Annotated in this window: 14 protein-coding genes; 4 read left to right on the top strand and 10 right to left on the bottom strand. The window is 71.0% G+C overall.

All coding sequences use genetic code 11. The annotated features are described in order from the left end of the window. Nucleotides 1-43 precede the first annotated feature (43 nt). A complete protein-coding gene (locus tag Cco03nite_RS28750; protein WP_203695642.1) occupies nucleotides 44-1,129 on the bottom strand; it encodes a sigma-70 family RNA polymerase sigma factor in 1,086 nt (361 codons plus the stop codon). A gap of 131 nt (nucleotides 1,130-1,260) precedes the next feature. Here Cco03nite_RS28750 and Cco03nite_RS28745 point away from each other — a divergent pair, with 131 nt between their 5' ends. Beyond that, nucleotides 1,261-1,887 (top strand): DUF5701 family protein, encoded by a 627-nt coding sequence (locus Cco03nite_RS28745; RefSeq protein ID WP_203695720.1) that lies wholly within the window; start codon nucleotides 1,261-1,263, stop codon nucleotides 1,885-1,887. 8 nt (nucleotides 1,888-1,895) lie between these two features. On the opposite strand, the gene Cco03nite_RS28740 is transcribed toward Cco03nite_RS28745, so the two are convergent. Together Cco03nite_RS28740 and galE are read right to left on the bottom strand one after the other, a co-directional pair. Continuing rightward, complete coding sequence (locus Cco03nite_RS28740) at nucleotides 1,896-2,765, bottom strand: aldo/keto reductase (RefSeq protein ID WP_203695640.1); 870 nt, start codon at nucleotides 2,763-2,765, stop codon at nucleotides 1,896-1,898. A 92-nt stretch (nucleotides 2,766-2,857) separates the two neighbouring features. After that, nucleotides 2,858-3,910: a UDP-glucose 4-epimerase GalE gene (gene galE / locus Cco03nite_RS28735; protein WP_239167740.1), complete on the bottom strand. Its 1,053-nt coding sequence runs from the start codon at nucleotides 3,908-3,910 to the stop codon at nucleotides 2,858-2,860. A 201-nt stretch (nucleotides 3,911-4,111) separates the two neighbouring features. Between galE and Cco03nite_RS28730 the strand changes: the two genes are divergently transcribed. Continuing rightward, nucleotides 4,112-5,248, top strand: a complete 1,137-nt coding sequence (locus tag Cco03nite_RS28730; RefSeq protein ID WP_203695638.1) for a glycosyltransferase family 2 protein — start codon at nucleotides 4,112-4,114, stop codon at nucleotides 5,246-5,248. Between the two features lie 81 nt (nucleotides 5,249-5,329). Here the strand turns inward: Cco03nite_RS28730 and Cco03nite_RS28725 are convergent, their stop codons facing one another. Beyond that, the gene (locus Cco03nite_RS28725) at nucleotides 5,330-6,613 is read right to left on the bottom strand and encodes a nucleotide sugar dehydrogenase (RefSeq protein ID WP_203695636.1); all 1,284 of its coding nucleotides are present in this window, start codon (nucleotides 6,611-6,613) and stop codon (nucleotides 5,330-5,332) included. A gap of 194 nt (nucleotides 6,614-6,807) precedes the next feature. After that, complete coding sequence (locus Cco03nite_RS28720) at nucleotides 6,808-8,283, bottom strand: glycosyltransferase family 4 protein (protein WP_373314350.1); 1,476 nt, start codon at nucleotides 8,281-8,283, stop codon at nucleotides 6,808-6,810. A gap of 180 nt (nucleotides 8,284-8,463) precedes the next feature. On the opposite strand from Cco03nite_RS28720, the gene Cco03nite_RS28715 reads away from it, so the two are divergent. Further along, complete coding sequence (locus tag Cco03nite_RS28715; protein WP_203695627.1) at nucleotides 8,464-9,573, top strand: acyltransferase; 1,110 nt, start codon at nucleotides 8,464-8,466, stop codon at nucleotides 9,571-9,573. A gap of 72 nt (nucleotides 9,574-9,645) precedes the next feature. Here the strand turns inward: Cco03nite_RS28715 and Cco03nite_RS28710 are convergent, their stop codons facing one another. From Cco03nite_RS28710 to Cco03nite_RS28690, 5 genes are all read right to left on the bottom strand, one after another. Next, nucleotides 9,646-12,144, bottom strand: a complete 2,499-nt coding sequence (locus Cco03nite_RS28710; RefSeq protein WP_203695625.1) for a glycosyltransferase family 4 protein — start codon at nucleotides 12,142-12,144, stop codon at nucleotides 9,646-9,648. 119 nt (nucleotides 12,145-12,263) lie between these two features. Further along, complete coding sequence (locus tag Cco03nite_RS28705) at nucleotides 12,264-13,268, bottom strand: Gfo/Idh/MocA family protein (protein ID WP_203695623.1); 1,005 nt, start codon at nucleotides 13,266-13,268, stop codon at nucleotides 12,264-12,266. Continuing rightward, nucleotides 13,265-14,371 (bottom strand): DegT/DnrJ/EryC1/StrS family aminotransferase, encoded by a 1,107-nt coding sequence (locus tag Cco03nite_RS28700; protein ID WP_275412085.1) that lies wholly within the window; start codon nucleotides 14,369-14,371, stop codon nucleotides 13,265-13,267. Before Cco03nite_RS28700 ends, Cco03nite_RS28705 begins: the two co-directional genes overlap by 4 nt. Before the next feature lie 82 nt (nucleotides 14,372-14,453). Further along, the gene (locus tag Cco03nite_RS28695; protein ID WP_203695621.1) at nucleotides 14,454-15,221 is read right to left on the bottom strand and encodes an ABC transporter ATP-binding protein; all 768 of its coding nucleotides are present in this window, start codon (nucleotides 15,219-15,221) and stop codon (nucleotides 14,454-14,456) included. Next, nucleotides 15,214-16,113, bottom strand: a complete 900-nt coding sequence (locus tag Cco03nite_RS28690) for an ABC transporter permease (protein ID WP_203695619.1) — start codon at nucleotides 16,111-16,113, stop codon at nucleotides 15,214-15,216. The genes Cco03nite_RS28695 and Cco03nite_RS28690 overlap by 8 nt, the downstream gene beginning before the upstream one ends. Nucleotides 16,114-16,265: 152 nt before the next feature. Here Cco03nite_RS28690 and Cco03nite_RS28685 point away from each other — a divergent pair, with 152 nt between their 5' ends. Further along, on the top strand, nucleotides 16,266-16,862 hold the full coding sequence (locus Cco03nite_RS28685) for a TetR/AcrR family transcriptional regulator (RefSeq protein WP_203695617.1): 597 nt from the start codon (nucleotides 16,266-16,268) through the stop codon (nucleotides 16,860-16,862). Nucleotides 16,863-16,908: the final 46 nt, after the last annotated feature.

The following is a 16,908-nucleotide window of genomic DNA, read 5'->3' as shown; positions in this document are numbered from 1 at the left end:
GGGGAACACCTGGTGTTCCCCCGGCTCGGGCGGGTACGGGCGGTCAGCGCTTGCAGGTGCCGGGTGGCAGGGTCGGCTGTCCCAGCTGTGCGATCTTCTGGCGCATCTCGGTCGGGGTCGCGAACTGCTTGAACTGCCCGCCCACCACGAGATCGACGTCGGCGGTCGTGCGCTGGGGGTCGAATTCGAGTTCGACGGGCTCCACGAGCAGGTAGGCCCGCAGCACCTGGGCCTCGCCGACGGTCTGCGGTCCGTAACGGAGGACGGCGACAACGTCGCGGTGCTCGGTCTCGTCGCCGATGGTGCCGATGGTGAACTTCCGGTTGCGGAGGTCGAAGGAGACGTTCTCGGCCAGGTCGGCCGCCTTGGTGCCGTTGAAGACGTTGACCAGCACCTGCGATTCCGAGTCGGGCAGGGCGAGGTCGACCGGGATCTGACCGGGCAGGCAGCCGGGCGGCAGGGCCGCCGACGGGCTGGTCCCCAAGGCCGGCACGACCGGCTTGGCGGTGGGAGTGGTCACGGTGAGGACGGCCAGGACGAACGCCACCACGACGGCGGTGGCGGTGGCGGCCAGCTGTACGCGGCGGCGGGCCTGCCCGCGGTCCCGGATCTCCTGCGCAGGCGGCGCGGTGACCTCGGGCGTCTCCAGCATCAGGGTGCCGGCCAGGGCGCTGCGGCCCCGGTGCAGCCACGATTTCACGGTGCCGACCGGGGCGTCGAGGTGCTGGGCGACGTCCTCGACCGACAGGTCCGCGAGGTAGTGCAGCACCAGCGCGGAACGCTGGTTCTTCGGCAGCCGGCGCAGGGCCGCCACGACCGCGACGTGGTCCGGGCTGACCTCTGCCGCGTGCTCCTCGCGCTGCCGGTCCAGATAGGAGCGGGCGGTGCGCAGCCTGCGCCAGCGGGAGTTGGTCAGGTTGATGGAGACACGGCGGACCCAGGCGAGCGGATCGTGGTAGCCGGACACCTGGTGCCAGCGCTGCCAGGCCCGCGCGAACGCCTCCTGGGTGACGTCCTGGGCGGCTTGCATGTCCGCGGTGAAGGAGTAGACGAGCAGCACCGTGCCGGTGAAGTGGGCGTGGTAGAAGCCCTCGAAATCGGCTGCGCGGGTGGACGCCGTGGTGGTCATGTTCTGTACTCACTCCTCGGCGGCGCGGAAGGTTGCGTCGGCGGACGACTTGCGGCCGCGTCCCGTGGTTCTCGGGTACGTTCGCAGCTCTAACCGTTCCGGAGGTACGTCATGACCGCGCCGCTGCCGCCCTGAGTGAGCAGGCCAGCCGCCTCGTCGAGCTGGGGCTGCACGAGGCGGCGGGGTTGACCGCCGCGCAGGTTCGGGAGGCGGCCGAAAGCGGCACGCCGGACGCGCTGCTGGTTATCCATCCGGACCGGGTGCGGCCGTCGGCGCTCGCGCCGCTGCTGGTGCGGGACGGCAAGCCGGGGTTCGTGGTGGAGGACATGACCGACGTCGACGCGTTCGCGCCGATCGACGCCGCGGTGCCGCCGGAGTCGGCGCTGTACCTGGTGCACGGTGTCGATCGCGGGGACGCGATGGCGAACTGGAGCCCGGATGAGGCGCTGCCCGCTATCGCGGGTGCGGGGCGTACGCCGCTGCTCCTCACCGAGGGCATCCTGTGGCTGCTCCAGCGGCCGGACGTGCTGGAGCGCAACCGGTGCTTCATGACCGTCGGCTCCCGGCTGCGGCGCGCGAACGGGTCGCTCGACGCGCGGACCCCGGCCCTGTGGATCAGCAACGGGACGGGCCGGGACGGCGGCGCCCGGCGGCACGCGCCGAAGGTCGGCTGGTGCTGGGCGGGCAACCGGCACACCTGGCTCGGCTTCGCCTCGGCGGCCGCGCGTACGCCACTGGCCGGGTCCGGCCCGGCCTGAGCCGCTGGTCAGACGGCCGCTTCGAGCTCGCGGTACTCGTCGTCGGTCAGGGTGATCTCAGCGGCGGCGATGTTCTCCTCCACGTGGGCGACGCTGGACGTGCCCGGGATCGGCAGCATCACCGGCGAGCGCCGCAACAGCCAGGCCAGCGCGAGCTGCGCTGGGCTGGCCCCGTGCGCCTGCGCGGCCTGGTCGAGCGGGCCGCCCGGTTTGGCGAGTTCGCCGGTCGCGATGGGGAACCACGGGATGAAGGCGAGGTTCTGCTGTTCGCAGTGCCGCAGCACGTCCTCGGCGCTGCGGTTGACCAGGTTGTACAGGTTCTGCACGGACACGATCGGGGCGAGTGCGCGGGACTGCTCGATCTGCGCGACCGTCACCTCGGACAGCCCGATGTGCCGGATCAGGCCCTCCTGCTGCAGCAGCACCAGCTCGCCGAGCTGGTCCTCCAGCGGCACCTTCGGGTCGATGCGGTGCAGCTGGTAGAGGTCGATGCGGTCCAGGCCCAGGTGGCGCAGGCTCAGCATGCACTGCTGGCGCAGGTACTCGGGCCGCCCGACCGCTCGCCAGTCGCCGGGGCCGGCCCGGGTGAAGCCACCCTTGGTCGCGATGACCAGGCCTTCCGGGTACGGGTGCAGCGCCTTCTTGATCAGCATCTCGCTGACGAAGGGGCCGTACGAGTCAGCGGTGTCGATGAAGTCGACGCCCAGTTCGACCGCGCGGCGCAATACGCGGACGGCCTCGTCCGGGTCGGCCGGGTCGCCCCAGACGCCGGGGCCGGTGAGCTGCATCGCGCCGTAGCCGAGGCGGTTGACGGGCAGGTCGCCGCCGACGGAGAAGCGGCCCGAGGCCGCCGCGGGAAGGGTGCTCTGCGCCGCCATGAGTGCTCCTCGCCTGGTGATCGCGGGATGTCACGCCTGACGATCAGCCTAGCCGGATACGTTCCGGCGGTCCGGGGAAGCGGGCAGCCCGGTCAGCCGCGGGAGGCCGGTGCGTCGAGCCGCTCGGCGCGGACGGCGGCCCATTCCAGAGCGTGCCGTACGCCGTCCTCGACGGTGTATTCGCAGCTGAAGTCGAGCAGCTTGCGGGCCCGGTCGACCCGGGTGTGCGCGCCGACGACGTCACCGGCGCGGCGGGGCGCGGCGACCGTCGGCAGGGGCACCCCGCGGACGGCGTCGAGCGCGTCGACCAGCTCGCGGACCGTGGTGCCGCGGCCGGTGCCGATGTTGACGGCCAGGTGCGGCTCGGGCTCGCCGGCCAGCACCTCGTCGAACTGCACGAGAGCGGCGACGTGCGCTCGGGCGAGGTCCCACACGTGGATGTAGTCGCGGATGCCGGTGCCGTCGTGGCTCTCGAAGTCGGTGCCGGTGATCCGGAACGGCTCGCCGGTCTCCACCGCCTCGATCATCTTGCCGAGCGCGTGGGTGGGCCGCGGCAGCTGCAGCCCGGTGCGCATCTGCGGGTCGGCGCCGATGGGGTTGAAGTAGCGCAGGGAGATCACGGCGAAGTCCTCGGCCGCGCACACGTCGGCCAGCACCGCCTCGACCATGGCCTTGGTACGGCCGTACGGGCTGACCGGGCCGATGGGCGAGTCCTCGTCGACGGTGAACTCGGGGCCGGGCTGGTAGATCGCCGCCGTGGAGCTGAAGATCAGCCGGCGGCAGCCGTTGCGCAGCAGGTGGTCCACGAAGTCGACGGTCTTGGCGAGGTTCTCCCGGTAGTAGCGCAGCGGCTGGGCGACCGAGTCGGGCACGACGGTCAGGGCGGCGCAGTGCACCACGGCGAAGATCTCGGGGTGCTCGGCGAAGACGCGGTCGACCAGGGCGCCGTCGGCGATGTCGCCTTCGAAGAACGCGCGGCCGGTGGTGAACTCACGCCGGCCGGTCGACAGGTTGTCCAGGATCACCGGGGTGAGGCCGGCGTCGAGGCAGGCGGTGGCGATCGTGCTGCCGATGTAGCCGGCTCCGCCGGTGATCAGCACCTTCAGACCCCTGTGCGTGGGGGCTCCCGGCACGCTGTCCGTCATCGTCTGTCCTGGCCCGTCGTCTCCCGCGGTTGGGCATGCCGGTGGCCGGCACCCGTGAACGCCGAAGTTAGCAGGCCCGCCACGGCCAGGCAAACAGCTCACGGTGGCGCATCCGCGCCGGTCGATAGGGCCCGTCGGTGGGGATCTTGTGGCCATTTGGGGCTGGCGGTCGGTAGTGCGCGTCTGGCACCCTTTGCTGACGTGAGACATGAATCCCCCTCGCCCTCCCCTCGCATCTCGTTCGTCGTACCGGTCTACGGGGTGGAGAAATTCCTGGGGGAATGCCTCGAATCGCTGCTCGCCCACCCCGGCGACGAGATCGAGATCGTCGCGGTGAACGACGCCTCGCCCGACGGGTGCGGGGCCATCCTGGACGCGTTCGCGGCCCGTGACGCCCGGGTGCGGCCGGTGCACCTGACGACCAACGTCGGCCTCGGCGGGGCGCGCAACGCCGGTCTGGCGCAGGCCGAGGGCGACTACGTCTGGTACATCGACTCCGACGACTGGGTGCCGGACGGGGCCGTCCGGGTGGTGCTCGACCGGCTCGCGCTGCACAGTCCCGACGTGCTGATCGTCGACCACGCCGAGGTGTTCGGCGACGGGACCGTGGTGCCCCGGGTCTCCGCCGGGCTGCTGGGCGACGCCCCGACGCCGCTGCACCTGTCGCGGCGGCCGGAACTGCTGCGGCTGGCCCAGTCGGCCTGCACCAAGATCGCGCGGCGGAGCTTCCTGGAGGAGAACGACCTGCGCTTCCACGCGGGCTGGTACGAGGACGCCGCGTACAGCCACCCGCTGCTGATGGCGGCGGGCAGCATCGACGTGCTCGACGTGGTCTGCTACCTGTACCGCCAGCAGACGCCCGGGGCGATCACCGCCTCGGTGTCCGACCGCCATTTCGAGGTCTTCGGCCAGTACCAGCGGGTCTTCGACGTCATGGAGCGGTCCGGCGGCGCGCTGGAGCAGTTCCGCCCCGCGCTGTTCCGGATCATGCTCGACCACTACCTGGTGATCATCGGGCATGACCGGCGGCTCGGGCAGTCCATGCGCAAGGCCTTCTTCCGCCGCATCGTCGAGGACTACCGCCGCCGGCTGCCCGACGGCGGTTACCTGCCCCCGGGCGGTCTCGGGGGGCTGAAGCACCGGCTGGTCCGCTACGACGCCTACGGGGCGTACACCCTGCTGCGGCTGGCGCACCGGCTGACCTCGCAGCGGCTCGCGGCCCTGCGCGGTTCCGGCAAGGCCGCCCCCGCGCTGCGCCTGCCGGCGCCGACGGCCGCAGTCGCCGTGCCACGCCAGCGCACCGAGGTCGACGCGTCGGTGCTCGACCCGACACACTGACCGCTCCGACCACGAGAACAGGGCCGCCGCACCTCCGAGGTGCGGCGGCCCTGCTTTGTCCGGATGGCCGTTGCGGTGGAGTCAGCCGCCGATGACGACGCGGTCGGTGCCGGCCCAGCGGGCCGGGTCGGTGACGCGGCGGCCGTCGACCAGCACCCGGACGCCCGGCAGCTCGGCGGGGCCGAGGTTGCGGTACTCGGCGTGGTCGGCCTGGATGATCGCGGCGGTGACGGCCTCGCCCTGGTGCGGCGGCAGGCCGTGCGCGGCCAGCTCCTCGGTGGTGTACATCGGGTCGCTGACGAACGGGTTCGCGCCCCGGGCGCGCAGCGCCTCGACGGTCGGGAAGACGCCGGAGAAGGCGGTCTCCTTCACGCCGCCGCGGTACGCGGCGCCCAGCACGAGCACGTTCGCGCCGGTCAGGTCGCCGTACGCGTCGGCGAGCAGGTTGACGGCGTACTCCGGCATGGCGGCGTTGGCCTCGCGGGCGGCGCGCACGACGGTGGCGGCCGGGTCGTTCCACAGGTACATCCGCGGGTAGATCGGGATGCAGTGGCCGCCGACGGCGATGCCGGGCGAGTGGATGTGGCTGTACGGCTGGGTGTTGCAGGCCTCGATGACCTTCGTGACGTCGACGCCGACGGTGTCGGCGAACCGGGCGAACTGGTTCGCCAGGCCGATGTTGACGTCGCGGTACGTGGTCTCGGCGAGCTTGGCCAGCTCGGACGCCTCGGCGGAGCCCAGGTCCCAGACGCCGTTGGGCTTGTCGAGGTCGGGGCGGTCGTCGAAGTCGAGCACGGCCTCGTAGAAGCGCACGCCGTGGGCGGCCGACGCCTCGTCGACGCCGCCGACGAGCTTCGGGTAGCGGCGCAGGTCGGCGAAGACGCGGCCGGTGAGCACCCGCTCGGGGCTGAAGACCAGGGAGAAGTCGCGACCGGCGGTCAGGCCGGAGCCCTCCTCCAGCATCGGGGCCCAGCGGTTGCGGGTGGTGCCGACGGGCAGCGTGGTCTCGTAGCTGACCAGGGTGCCCCGGCGCAGCCCGGCGGCGATGGCGCGGGTGGCGCTGTCCATCCAGCCGAAGTCCGGCACACCGTCGGCGTCGACGAACAGCGGCACGACCACGACGACGGCGTCGGACTCGGCCACCGCTGCGGTCGTGTCGGTGGTCGCGGACAGCAGCCCGGCCGCCACGGCCTCCTTCAGTTTGACGTCGAGATCGGTCTCGCCGGGGAAAGGCACCGCACCGTCGTTGACCAGGCTCACGACCCGCTCGGAGACGTCGGCGCCGATGACCTCATGGCCCTTGGCGGCGAACTGCACCGCGAGCGGAAGGCCGATCTTTCCCAGGGCTACCACACAGATCTTCATGCTGTCTTTCTTCCTCAAGGTCAACACGGCCGCAAACGGCGGATGAGCTGGTCCATCCTGACAGGGGCCGGGCTCGGCGGCAAACGGCCGGTGGCTGCTGCCGACCCGCGCACCAGCAACGTCCTTGGATTCCGCTGGAGTCTACGGTATGGCGCTGGGCGGGTCCGAGGTCCGCGGGCAGCGCAGCGGGTGGTTCAGTTTCCCGCGGGCGGACGTCCCGGCACCAGCCTGGTGTAGATGCCGTCCAGGACCTGGGCCTGTGCCTCCCAGGTCCAGTTCTCCAGCAGGCTGGGCTTGTCGTACGCGGCCCGGTAGCGCTGCGGATCCGCCAGCACCTCGCGGACCGCCCGGACGTAGTCGGCGAGATCCTCGGCGCGGAAGACCTCGCCCTGGCCCGTCGCGCGGGTGGTTTCGGCCATCATGCGCACATCGCTGACCACCAGCGGCAGCCGGGCGTGCGAGTACTCGAAGAACTTCGTGATCAGCGCGATCTCGTGGTTGGGGTAGTGCAGGATCGGGATCACGCCGACGTCGGCCCCCGCGAGGAAGCGCACGACATGCTGGTGGTGCACGTACGGCAGGGCGTGCACCCGTTCGGCGACGCCGAGTTCCCGGGCGCGGGCCTTGAGCTGCTGCAGGTACGGCGCGTTGGGCCTGGGCACGACGAAGACCGCGTGCACTCCGGGCAGTTGCGGCAGCGCCTCCACCATGATGCCCAGGCCGCGCTGCGGAGCGGCGGCGCCGCTGTAGACGGCGACGGGGGCGGCCGGGTCGATGCCGCACGACTCGCGCAGCCCGGTCGGCACCTCCTCGGCGGACCCAGGCTCGTCGCCGCCCGGCGCGTTGAGCACCACCTCGGGCAGCCGCGGCAGCTTGTGCTCCCGCTGCAGCAGCTCGGCGAGGCCCTCCGACACCGTCACCACGGCATCGGCATGCGGGGCGTACATGCGCTCGTGCGCGAGCTGTGCCGGATGCCAGCGCGGATTGTTCATCCAGGGGTTGATGCCGGGCAGGAACTCGTGCGCGTCCCAGACGAGCTTCACCGGGTGTCCCGAGGCGCGCAGCCGCCCGGCCGCACGCGCGCCGACGCCCAGCATCCGGAAATCGTTGGCGTGGATCAGGTCGGGCCGCAGGGAGTCGACGACGTGGCCGAAGGCGACCTCGAACGCCCAGAGCTGCGGGTCGAGCCGGCGCCAGGCGCTGTCGCCGAGCACGTTCTTGTACACGACCAGGGCCGTGTTGTCCCAGCCGCGCCGGACCCCGCGACCGACCTTCTCGCCGGCCGTGCGGATGCCGTCCAGCCGCCGCTTCTTCGGCGGGGCGGGGGGAGCGGCTGCGGCGGGCGACGTGGCGGGAGCGGCGGCCGGTGCGGTGGCGGCCGGCGTCGTGCCGCGCAGGCGGCGCTTCGCGCCGGAGGCCTTGCGGCGCACCCAGCCGTTGGCCCGCTGGCTGAACTTGCGCGGCATCGGCACCAGGCGTACGTCGGCCTCACCGAGCTTCCAGGTCACCGTCTTCAGGCCGGGCGCCACGCCCAGGAGCACGACCTCCCAGCCGGCGTCGGCGGCGGAGCGGGCCTGCTTCTGCACCCGCGAGTCGCCCTTGACGCCGTTGTCGACCAGCATCACCACCCGGCCCCGGAAAGCTCCGTTGCGCGCCACGCCCTGCTCCATGATCGCCCTCGCCACACCGCATCGCCTACAGGCCGCTGACGAGTGTAGGGTAACCGCCCTTCCGGCCAGCACGGGTGCGAGTGGATCAGGGCTGCCCAGGCGGGCGGAATGCCGGTACAGTCCGGTTTTTCGTGATCGACATCTCTGGTCGCCCGGCGCACCGGCCCATAGGATGCACCGGTGCAAACTCCCCTCGTCGATGCCTCGCCGGTCGCCACCCCCGCGCCGGTGGAGCGTGTGGCCACTCGGAACCACGGTCTCGACGCCCTGCGCGTCGCCGCCATCCTCGGCGTCGTGGCGATCCACGTCTTCGGCCTGATGGTCGGCAACGACGATCTGCGCGGCACCCTGCCGTGGTGGATCGCGACCGCCATCGACATGGGGGCCGTCTGGTGTGTGCCGGTCTTCATCATGATCAGCGGGGCGCTCGTCCTCGCCCCCCGGGCGCACGCCGCCGGACCGGCCCACTTCTACCGCAAGCGGTTCGCCCGGATCCTGCCGGCGCTGGTGTTCTGGCACCTGGTCTACCTGGTGCTGGTGCGCATGATGATCCAGGGCGAGCGCCCCGGCCTGGGCCGGCTGGCCATCAACGTCATCGACGGCAAGGTCTACACCGCGCTCTACTTCCTCTGGCTGATCGCCGGGCTGTACGTGATCGCGCCGGTGCTGGCCGCGTTCCTCAAGGACGGCGGCGACCGCCGGGCGCGGATCACCGCGGGCGTGGCCGTGTTCTGGACCGTGGTGGCGTACATGATCCCCGGGGTGACCCAGCTGCTCAACCAGAGCCGGGGCATCTCGCTGGGTGCCTGGAACCGCTGGTTCCCCTACGTCGGCTTCTTCCTGGCCGGCTGGGCGCTGCGCAACGTGCTGCTGAGCCGGCGCGGCATCGCGCTGGCCGCGGTGGTGGCCCTGGTGCTGCAGGCCGAGGTCGTCTGGCAGTACGGCATCCGCCCCGAGTACCCGTGGCTGCAGGCCCTGCTGCCGGTCAACGCCAGCGGCCTGGTCACCACGATCGTCTCCGGCCTGCTGTTCGTCATCGCCGTGAGCCTGGGCGCGCGCTGGACGCTGTCCGAGCGCGCGGGCGACCGGCTCCGCAAGCTCTCCGACGCGACGTTCGGCGTCTTCCTCGTGCACCTGCTCGTGCTCAGGGTCGTGCAGCTGCTGGTGCCGGAGGTCGGGCAGGGCACGTCGCTGGCGTTGACGGCCGGGGCGTACGCGGTGGTGGTGGCGGTCTCGTTCGTGCTGTCGCACCTGGCCGGGAAGGTGCCGTACCTGCGCACGGTGGTGTGAGCGCGGTTCAGTGGAAACGCGGCGCGGCCCGGGGCAGAAGTGCCACCGGGCCGCGCCGTTTCCATCGGAGAGTTAGCGCAGGAAGGTCGCCAGCGCGGCGGCGGTGCGCCGCCCGTCGTGGAACTCCCGCGCGAACCGGGCCGAGGCCGCGCCGATCCGAGCCGTGCCGGCCCGGTCGTTCAGCATCGACTCCAGCACGCTGATCAGGTTGTTCGGGTTGGCCGAGACGATCGGCAGGTCAGGGCCCACCGCCTGGGACACCTGCTCGCTGATGTACGCGACCACCGGCTTGCCGGCGGCCATCGCCTCGCAGCCGAGCGTGCCGTAGGCGCCCGTGGTGAACTGGTCGAGCACGATGTCGGACTCCTTGACCAGGTCCTTCATCTGCTCCCAGGGGATGCCCTCGGCGAGCCGCAGGTCGATGACGCCTCGTTTGTGCAGCCGGGTGAGGCTGGGCAGGATCCGGTCCGTGCCCTTGGTCCAGCGCTTGGAAGGGGCATGCATCACGATGGGCCGCTTGCGCTCCATCACCGGCCGGTCGCAAGCCCACAGGTCGATGTTGATGACCAGCGGCGCCCAGGTCGCCGTCGGGAGATCTTCGACCAGGTCGGGTGTGGTGACGAACAGCGGCAGCCCGCACGACTCGGCGATCTTCCGGTTGCGCTCGGCGCGTTTGGCGAGCTGGGCGGCGATGCCCACCGGCGCGTCGCGGAACAGCGAGAACTCGTGGTTCTTCAGGTGCCGGCGCGGGTCGCGGATCTCGCTGCCGTGGGCGAGGATGGCCACCTGGACCCCGGCGCGGCCGAGCATGGCGAGGTCGCCCTCGATGGTGGTGCCGTTGAGGTGTCCGAAGACCGGCATGAACGCGTCGACCAGCACGTGCGTGTAGCGGCCGAGCACGCGGTGGATCTGCTGCGACTGCACGTTGAAGTCGGCCAGGCGATTCACGTCGATGTAGACGTTGGCCGGGAAGCCGAACGACTCCGGCTGGCGGATCATCACGACCTCGGCCGAGACGTCGACCATTTCCCGGCAGATCGCCTTGGCGAAGGCCGCGCCCTGCCCGGCGTAGTTGGCCGGGCCGAGACCCAGCCGGACCCTGGTGTCCCCGATCTCCCGCCAGTCGCCGACCAGCAGCGGGTCCACCGGCGGCGGATCCTCCTGCACGTCCCACGGGATGTCGGCGGGCACGGCGGGCACCCGCGCCGACAGGCTCCGGTACAGGGCCAGCAGCGCCTTGCTCTGGTGCTCCCAGGACAGGTCGTCGAGGATCTCCTCGGTGATCCCTGCGGAGAGCACCGCACGCTGCTGGTAAGCCTTCTCGGCGGCCACCGCGAAGGCGTCGACGTCCTCGGCCGGGAACACCTCGCCGATGCCGTGCTCCTCGACGAAGGCGCGGACCACCTTGACGTCGCTGGTGACCAGCGGCAGGCGGGCGTGCAGGTACTCCGAGATCTTCGTGGGCAGCGAGATCTCGGTGTTGGGCACCCGCCGGAACGGGATCACCCCGAGGTCGGCCGAGTGCAGGTAGGCGGCCACCTCGTGCTGCGGCACGTAGGGCAGCAGGTGGATGCGGTCCCGCACACCCAGTGTCTCGGCCTGCAGGAGCAGCTGCTTGAGCAGCGGGTTGGACCGGCCCACCACCAGCGCGAGGTGGTAGCCGGGCAGCTTCGGCATCGCGGCGACGACGGTGTCCAGGCCGCGTTCCTTGCCCAGCCAGCCGGCGTACACCATGAGTGGAACGTCGTCGGCGAGGTTGCACAGCGCGCGGACGGACAGGCTCTTCTCGCTGGTCGGGGCGATGATCTCGCGTACCGGCGAGTTGCCCACGACCACGGGGCTGGTCGGGAGCCGGTAATCGTCGCGCAGCATCTGCGCCAGCTGCGTCGAGACCGTCACCACGGCGTCGGCCGCGGAGATGAACTCGCGCTCGGCACTGGTGTATGCGCTGGCCTGCTGGCGGGTCGGCCACTGCACGCCGCGGATGTACTCGTGGGCGTCGTAGATCCATGAGCAGGCCAGCCCGCGGGCCCTCAGCCGCTCGGCGCAGTGCGCGGCGATGACGATGGTCGCGATGTCGTTCGCATGGATCAGGTCCGGCTCGAGTTCGTCGATCACCGGCCCGAACGTCTTGTCGAGCGATGCCAGCTGGGGCCAATCGCGGCGCCAGTCGCCGGACGGCGCGACCCGGGAGGTGCGGCGCGCGCGCAGCTCGCGGACCTCGTGGCGCACCTTGCCCACGACGCGGCGGGCGAAGCGCATGCCCAGGTCGCCGACGCGGCCGATGCCCTTCGCGCGGGACCGGTTGTCGGCATCCTTGCCGGTCTGGGCGATCCGGTCCGCGGTGCGGCCCAGACGGCTCTGCGACTTCGGCTTGGCCGCCGGTACGCGGATCACCTTCAGCTGGCCCATGGTCGTCTTCTCGAGGACGTGGGCATCGGTGCTACCCACCACCGTGACGTCCCAGCCGTCCCGTGCCGCGGCGATTGCCGTCTTCTGGACCCGCGAATCTCCTCTGATGTCGTTGGCGACGACCACGACCAGCCGCGGCTGCCTGACCTGGGATGTCATTCGGTCCTCCGTGAGCAGGAAATCATCAAGCCGATGGCCCGCCAACGCAGCCCGGACGGGCGGTTCGCTGGTGGGCCATCGGCGTCACTGTCGTCTCAGCCAGTGGAGTTTGCCACCGGTTACATATTCTCCGGAAGTGCGACCGTTGACCTGGTCTTCGCCGACTGCAGCACCGCCGAGGCCACCTCGACCGTACGCAGGCCCTGCCGCAGCGTCACGATGTCGCTGGGCTTGCCCTCCACCGCGTCACGGAAGCGCTCGTGCTCGACGAGCAGCGGCTCCCGCTTCGGGATGGCGAACCGGATCATGTCACCTTCGGCCACGCCGCGGAACGAGCGCAGCGCCTCCCACTCGGTGGTGATCGCGCCGTTGGCGTAGAACGTCAGGTCCGCGGTGAGCGTGTCGGCGACGAAGCAGCCCTTCTCGCCGGTGATCACCGTGGACCGCTCCTTGAGCGGGCTCAGCCAGTTCACCAGGTGGTTGACCATGGAACCGTCGCTGAGCTGCCCCACCGCGGCGACCATGTCCTCGTGCGGGCGGCCGCTGCGGAACACCGTGTGCGCCGACACCGAGACATACGACTGGCCGGTGACCCAGCTGGTCAGGTCGATGTCGTGGGTGGCCAGGTCCATCACCACGCCGACGTCGGCGATGCGGTGCGGGAACGGGCCCTGCCGGCGGGTGACCACCTGGAAGACCTCGCCCAGGTCGCCCGCCTCCAGCCGGGACCGCAGGTTCTGCAGCGCCGGGTTGTAGCGCTCGATGTGCCCGACGCCCGCGACCAGGCCGGCCTTCTCGAACGCGTCGACCAGCCGGCGGGCGCCCTCGATCGACGGAGCCAGCGGCTTCTCGATCAGCGCGCAGATGCCGTTGGCGGCCAGCTCCAGGCCGACCTCCTCGTGCAGCGCGGTCGGGCAGGCGATCACCGCGTAGTCGATGCCCAGCGCGATGAGCTCGGCGACCGTGGGGACCACGGGCACCCGGAGCGTGCCGGTGCTGTCGCCCATCGGGTCGACGACCGCGACCAGCTCGACGCCGGCCAGGTTGGACAGCACGCGGGCGTGGTTGCGGCCCATCGCGCCGAGCCCGATGAGGCCGGCGCGCAGCTTGCGTTCGGTGCTCACAGCTTGCCCGCCACGGTGTTCACGCCGTCGGCGATGTACTCCAGCTCCTCCGCCGTCAGCGACGGGAAGACCGGCAGCGACAGCACCTCGGCGGCGGCCTTCTCGGTCTCCGGCAGGTCCCACGCCGGGTTGACCTTGCCCTCGGCGGTCAGGTACGGCTTGAGGCGGTGGATCGGCGTCGGGTAGTACACCGCGCTGCCGATGCCCTTCTCGGTCAGGCCCTGCTGCACCGCGTCGCGGTTACCGCCCTGCACCCGGACCGTGTACTGGTGGTACACGTGCTTGGCGTTGTCCGAGACCGGCGGGGTCACCACGGCGGTGATCCGCGAGTCGAGGAACTTGGCGTTGGCCTGGCGCTGCTCGGTCCACTGCGGGAGCTGCTTGAACTGCTCCCGGCCGACCGCCGCGGCGACGTCGGTGAGCCGCATGTTCGCGCCGACGATCTCGTTGGCGTAGCGCTGCTCCATGCCCTGGTTGCGCAGCAGGCGCAGGGTGCGGGCGAACTCGGCGTCGGCGGTGGTGATCATGCCGCCTTCGAGCGAGTGCATGTTCTTGGTGGGGTAGAAGCTGAACGTGCCGGCGATGCCGAACGCGCCCACCGGGGTGCCGTTGAGCGCGGCGCCGTGCGCCTGGCAGGCGTCCTCCAGGACGGCCAGGCCGTGCCGCTCGGCGAGCGCCATGATCCGGTCCATCGCGGCGGGGTGGCCGTAGAGGTGCACCGGCATGATCGCCACGGTGCGCGGGGTGATCGCGGCGGCGGCGGCGTCGGGGTCCAGGCAGAAGCTGCCCGGCTCGATGTCGGCGAAGACCGGCTCGGCGCCGACCAGGCGGACCGCGTTGGCGGAGGCGGCGAAGGAGAACGACGGCACGATGACCTCGTCACCGGGGCCGACGCCCATCGCGATCAGCGCCAGGTGCAGGGCGGACGTGCCCGAGTTCACCGCGACGCTGTGCCGGCCGTCCACCAGGGTCGAGAACTCGTCCTCGAACGCCTTGACCTCCGGGCCCTGTACGACCATGCCGCTGCGCAGGACGCGCACGGCGGCTTCGATCTCGGCCTCACCGATCACCGGTCGTGCCGGGGGGATGGGCTTTCCGTTCAAGGGGTCCTCCTCGTTTCCTTTGCCGTGCTGTTCAACGGACCCGTACCGATGGCGAATCCGATTCTATAGTCGCTGGTGAGACTCATTTGGCGGTGCTGAATTCCTCATATGCGGCGAGGACCTCGTCGGTCGGCCCGTCCATCCGGATCACGCCCGACTCCAGCCAGATCGTCCGCTCGCAGGTGTCGCGAACGGAGCTGAGGGAGTGGCTGACCAGGAAGACCGTACCCGCGCCGGCCCGCAGCTCGCGGACGCGGTCCTCGCTGCGCTTGCGGAACTTGGCGTCACCGGTGGCCAGCGCCTCGTCGATGAGCAGCACCTCGTGCTTCTTGGCCGCCGCGATCGAGAACCGCAGGCGGGCGCCCATGCCCGAGGAGTACGTGCGCATCGGCAGCGAGCTGAAGTCGCCGCGCTCGTTGATGCCGGAGAAGTCGATGATCTCCTGCGTCTTGGTGCGCACCTCGCCCTTGGGCATGCCCATCGCCAGGCAGCCCAGCACCACGTTGCGCTCGCCGGACAGGTCGGCCATCATCGCCGCGTTCACGCCGAGCAGCGAGGGCTGGCCCTTGGTGTAGACCGCGCCCTTGGTCGCGGGCAGCAGCCCGGCGATCGCCCGCAGCAGGGTGGACTTGCCCGAGCCGTTGGTGCCGATCAGGCCGACGGCCTCGCCCTCGTGGGCGACGAAGCTGACGCCCTTGACCGCGTGCACCTCGCGCACGGTCGCCGACGGACCGCGCGAGGCGATCCGGCGCAGCGCGCCCAGCGGGGAGTTGTCCTTCGCCGCGCCGTGCACCCGGTAGACGATGTGCACGTCGTCCACGACGACGGTGGGGATCCTGGTCTCAGCCACGGCCGTACTCCTTCTCGCCACGCCAGAAGTAGAAGAAACCGAGCGCGCCCATCACGATCGCCCAGCCGAGGGCGACGAGCCACATCGACTCGACCGAGAAGTGGGACGGCGGGGTGGTCGTGATCAGCGCCTCGCGGGCCAGCTCGATGAAGACCAACATCGGGTTGAGGTGCAGCAGGGTGGAGGCCCAGGTCGGCATGTTGTCGGTCGCGGTGGTCAGGCTGTAGAACACGCCCGAGCCGTAGAGCCAGGTGCGCAGCACGAACGGCATGATCTGCTTCAGGTCGACGATCTTCGAGCCCAGCCGGCCCAGCAGCATGGCCAGGCCGCCGCTGAAGACGGTCTGCAGCAGCAGCAGCGGGATCAGGGTGAGCCAGGCCAGCCGCGGCGGCTCGCCGGTGACCAGCACGATCGCGATCAGCACGGCCATCGAGGCCAGCAGCTGCTGCAGCTGGGTGATGGTGACCGACAGCGGCAGGCTGGCCCGGGGGAACTGCAGCGCCCGGATCATGTTCAGGTTGGCGGTGATGGACACCGTTCCGGCCGAAGCCACCGCCGACGTGTAGCCGAAGATGAAGATGCCGCAGCACAGGTAGGCGACGAAGTTCTCGATGCGGTCGCTGGTGCCCAGGATCACGCCGAAGATGAGGTAGTAGACCGCGGCGTTGGTGAGCGGGGTCAGTACGTGCCAGAGCTGCCCGAGCCGTGCAGTGGTCAGCGTCGCGACGTTGCGTGCGTTCGCGAACGCGACGATGAAGTGCCGGTAGGCCCACAGCGAGCGGATGTACTCGCGGATGCCCGGCCGCTCACCCGCGGCACGCAGGCCGTAACGGGCCGCGAGCTGGGCCGGTGCGACGGTGGGATAAGGCTCTGTCACCACAGCTTCTGCCATGGTACGGGCTCCGATCTCCAGACTGGGGATGAGTGGCGGTCACACACGGTAGCCGACGCAAAGGAAGAGACGCCACCGTATCGACGTAAACGTGATGCTAGTCGGCCGCGCGTCGCGACGCAACCGTTGCGTCGCTGCGCTATCGTATGCACGTGCTGGCAGAGAGTAGGCGCGTCCCCGCGGGGGCGGCCGTGCTGAGAGGGGACATCACCGAGGCGATCCAGGCCGCGGTGGTGGAGGAACTCGCCCAGGTCGGCTACGGCCGGCTGTCGATCGAGGCGGTGGCCCGGCGCGCCGGTGTGGCGAAGACGGCCGTGTACCGCCGGTGGGGCTCCAAGCTCGAGATGGTGCTGGAGATCGTGTCCGGCCTCGCGGGCCAGAAGCTGCCGCTGCCCGACACGGGGACGCTGCAGGGGGATCTCATGATCCTCCTGCAGATCCTGACCCGGGCGCTGCGGCATCCGCTGGCGTCGCAGGTGATCCCGGACCTGCTGGCCGAGGCGGCCCGCAACCCGCAGATCGGCGAGAAGCTGCAGCAGGCGCTGCGTGGCAACCAGCACGAGATCGGGGCGCTGCTGATCGGCCGCGCCGTCGAGCGCGGCGAACTGCCCGCCGACACCGATCCCGATCTGGCGGTGGACCTGATCGTCGGCCCCGTCTACTGGCACCTCGCGGTCACCCGCAACCCGGTGCCGGCCGACTACGTGCCGCGCCTGGTGTCCGCGATCATCGCGGGCCTGACCGGCTGATCCAGGCGCGCCGCGTGCCGCCGGCCACTGTCGTGGACGGCGGCAC

The organism is Catellatospora coxensis (assembly GCF_016862635.1).
Lineage (GTDB): Bacteria > Actinomycetota > Actinomycetes > Mycobacteriales > Micromonosporaceae > Catellatospora > Catellatospora coxensis.
The sequence above is the reverse complement of the archived record's forward strand: the minus strand, read 5'-3'. Positions and strand labels throughout refer to the sequence as shown.

Excerpts from the sequence above, each read along its gene's own strand:
- Cco03nite_RS28750 (WP_203695642.1), bottom strand. The coding sequence starts at position 1,129 with ATGACCACCACGGCGTCCACCCGCGCAGCCGATTTCGAGGGCTTCTAC.
- Cco03nite_RS28740 (WP_203695640.1), bottom strand. The coding sequence starts at position 2,765 with ATGGCGGCGCAGAGCACCCTTCCCGCGGCGGCCTCGGGCCGCTTCTCC.
- galE (WP_239167740.1), bottom strand. The coding sequence starts at position 3,910 with ATGACGGACAGCGTGCCGGGAGCCCCCACGCACAGGGGTCTGAAGGTG.
- Cco03nite_RS28725 (WP_203695636.1), bottom strand. The coding sequence starts at position 6,613 with ATGAAGATCTGTGTGGTAGCCCTGGGAAAGATCGGCCTTCCGCTCGCG.
- Cco03nite_RS28720 (WP_373314350.1), bottom strand. The coding sequence starts at position 8,283 with ATGGAGCAGGGCGTGGCGCGCAACGGAGCTTTCCGGGGCCGGGTGGTG.
- Cco03nite_RS28710 (WP_203695625.1), bottom strand. The coding sequence starts at position 12,144 with ATGACATCCCAGGTCAGGCAGCCGCGGCTGGTCGTGGTCGTCGCCAAC.
- Cco03nite_RS28690 (WP_203695619.1), bottom strand. The coding sequence starts at position 16,113 with ATGGCAGAAGCTGTGGTGACAGAGCCTTATCCCACCGTCGCACCGGCC.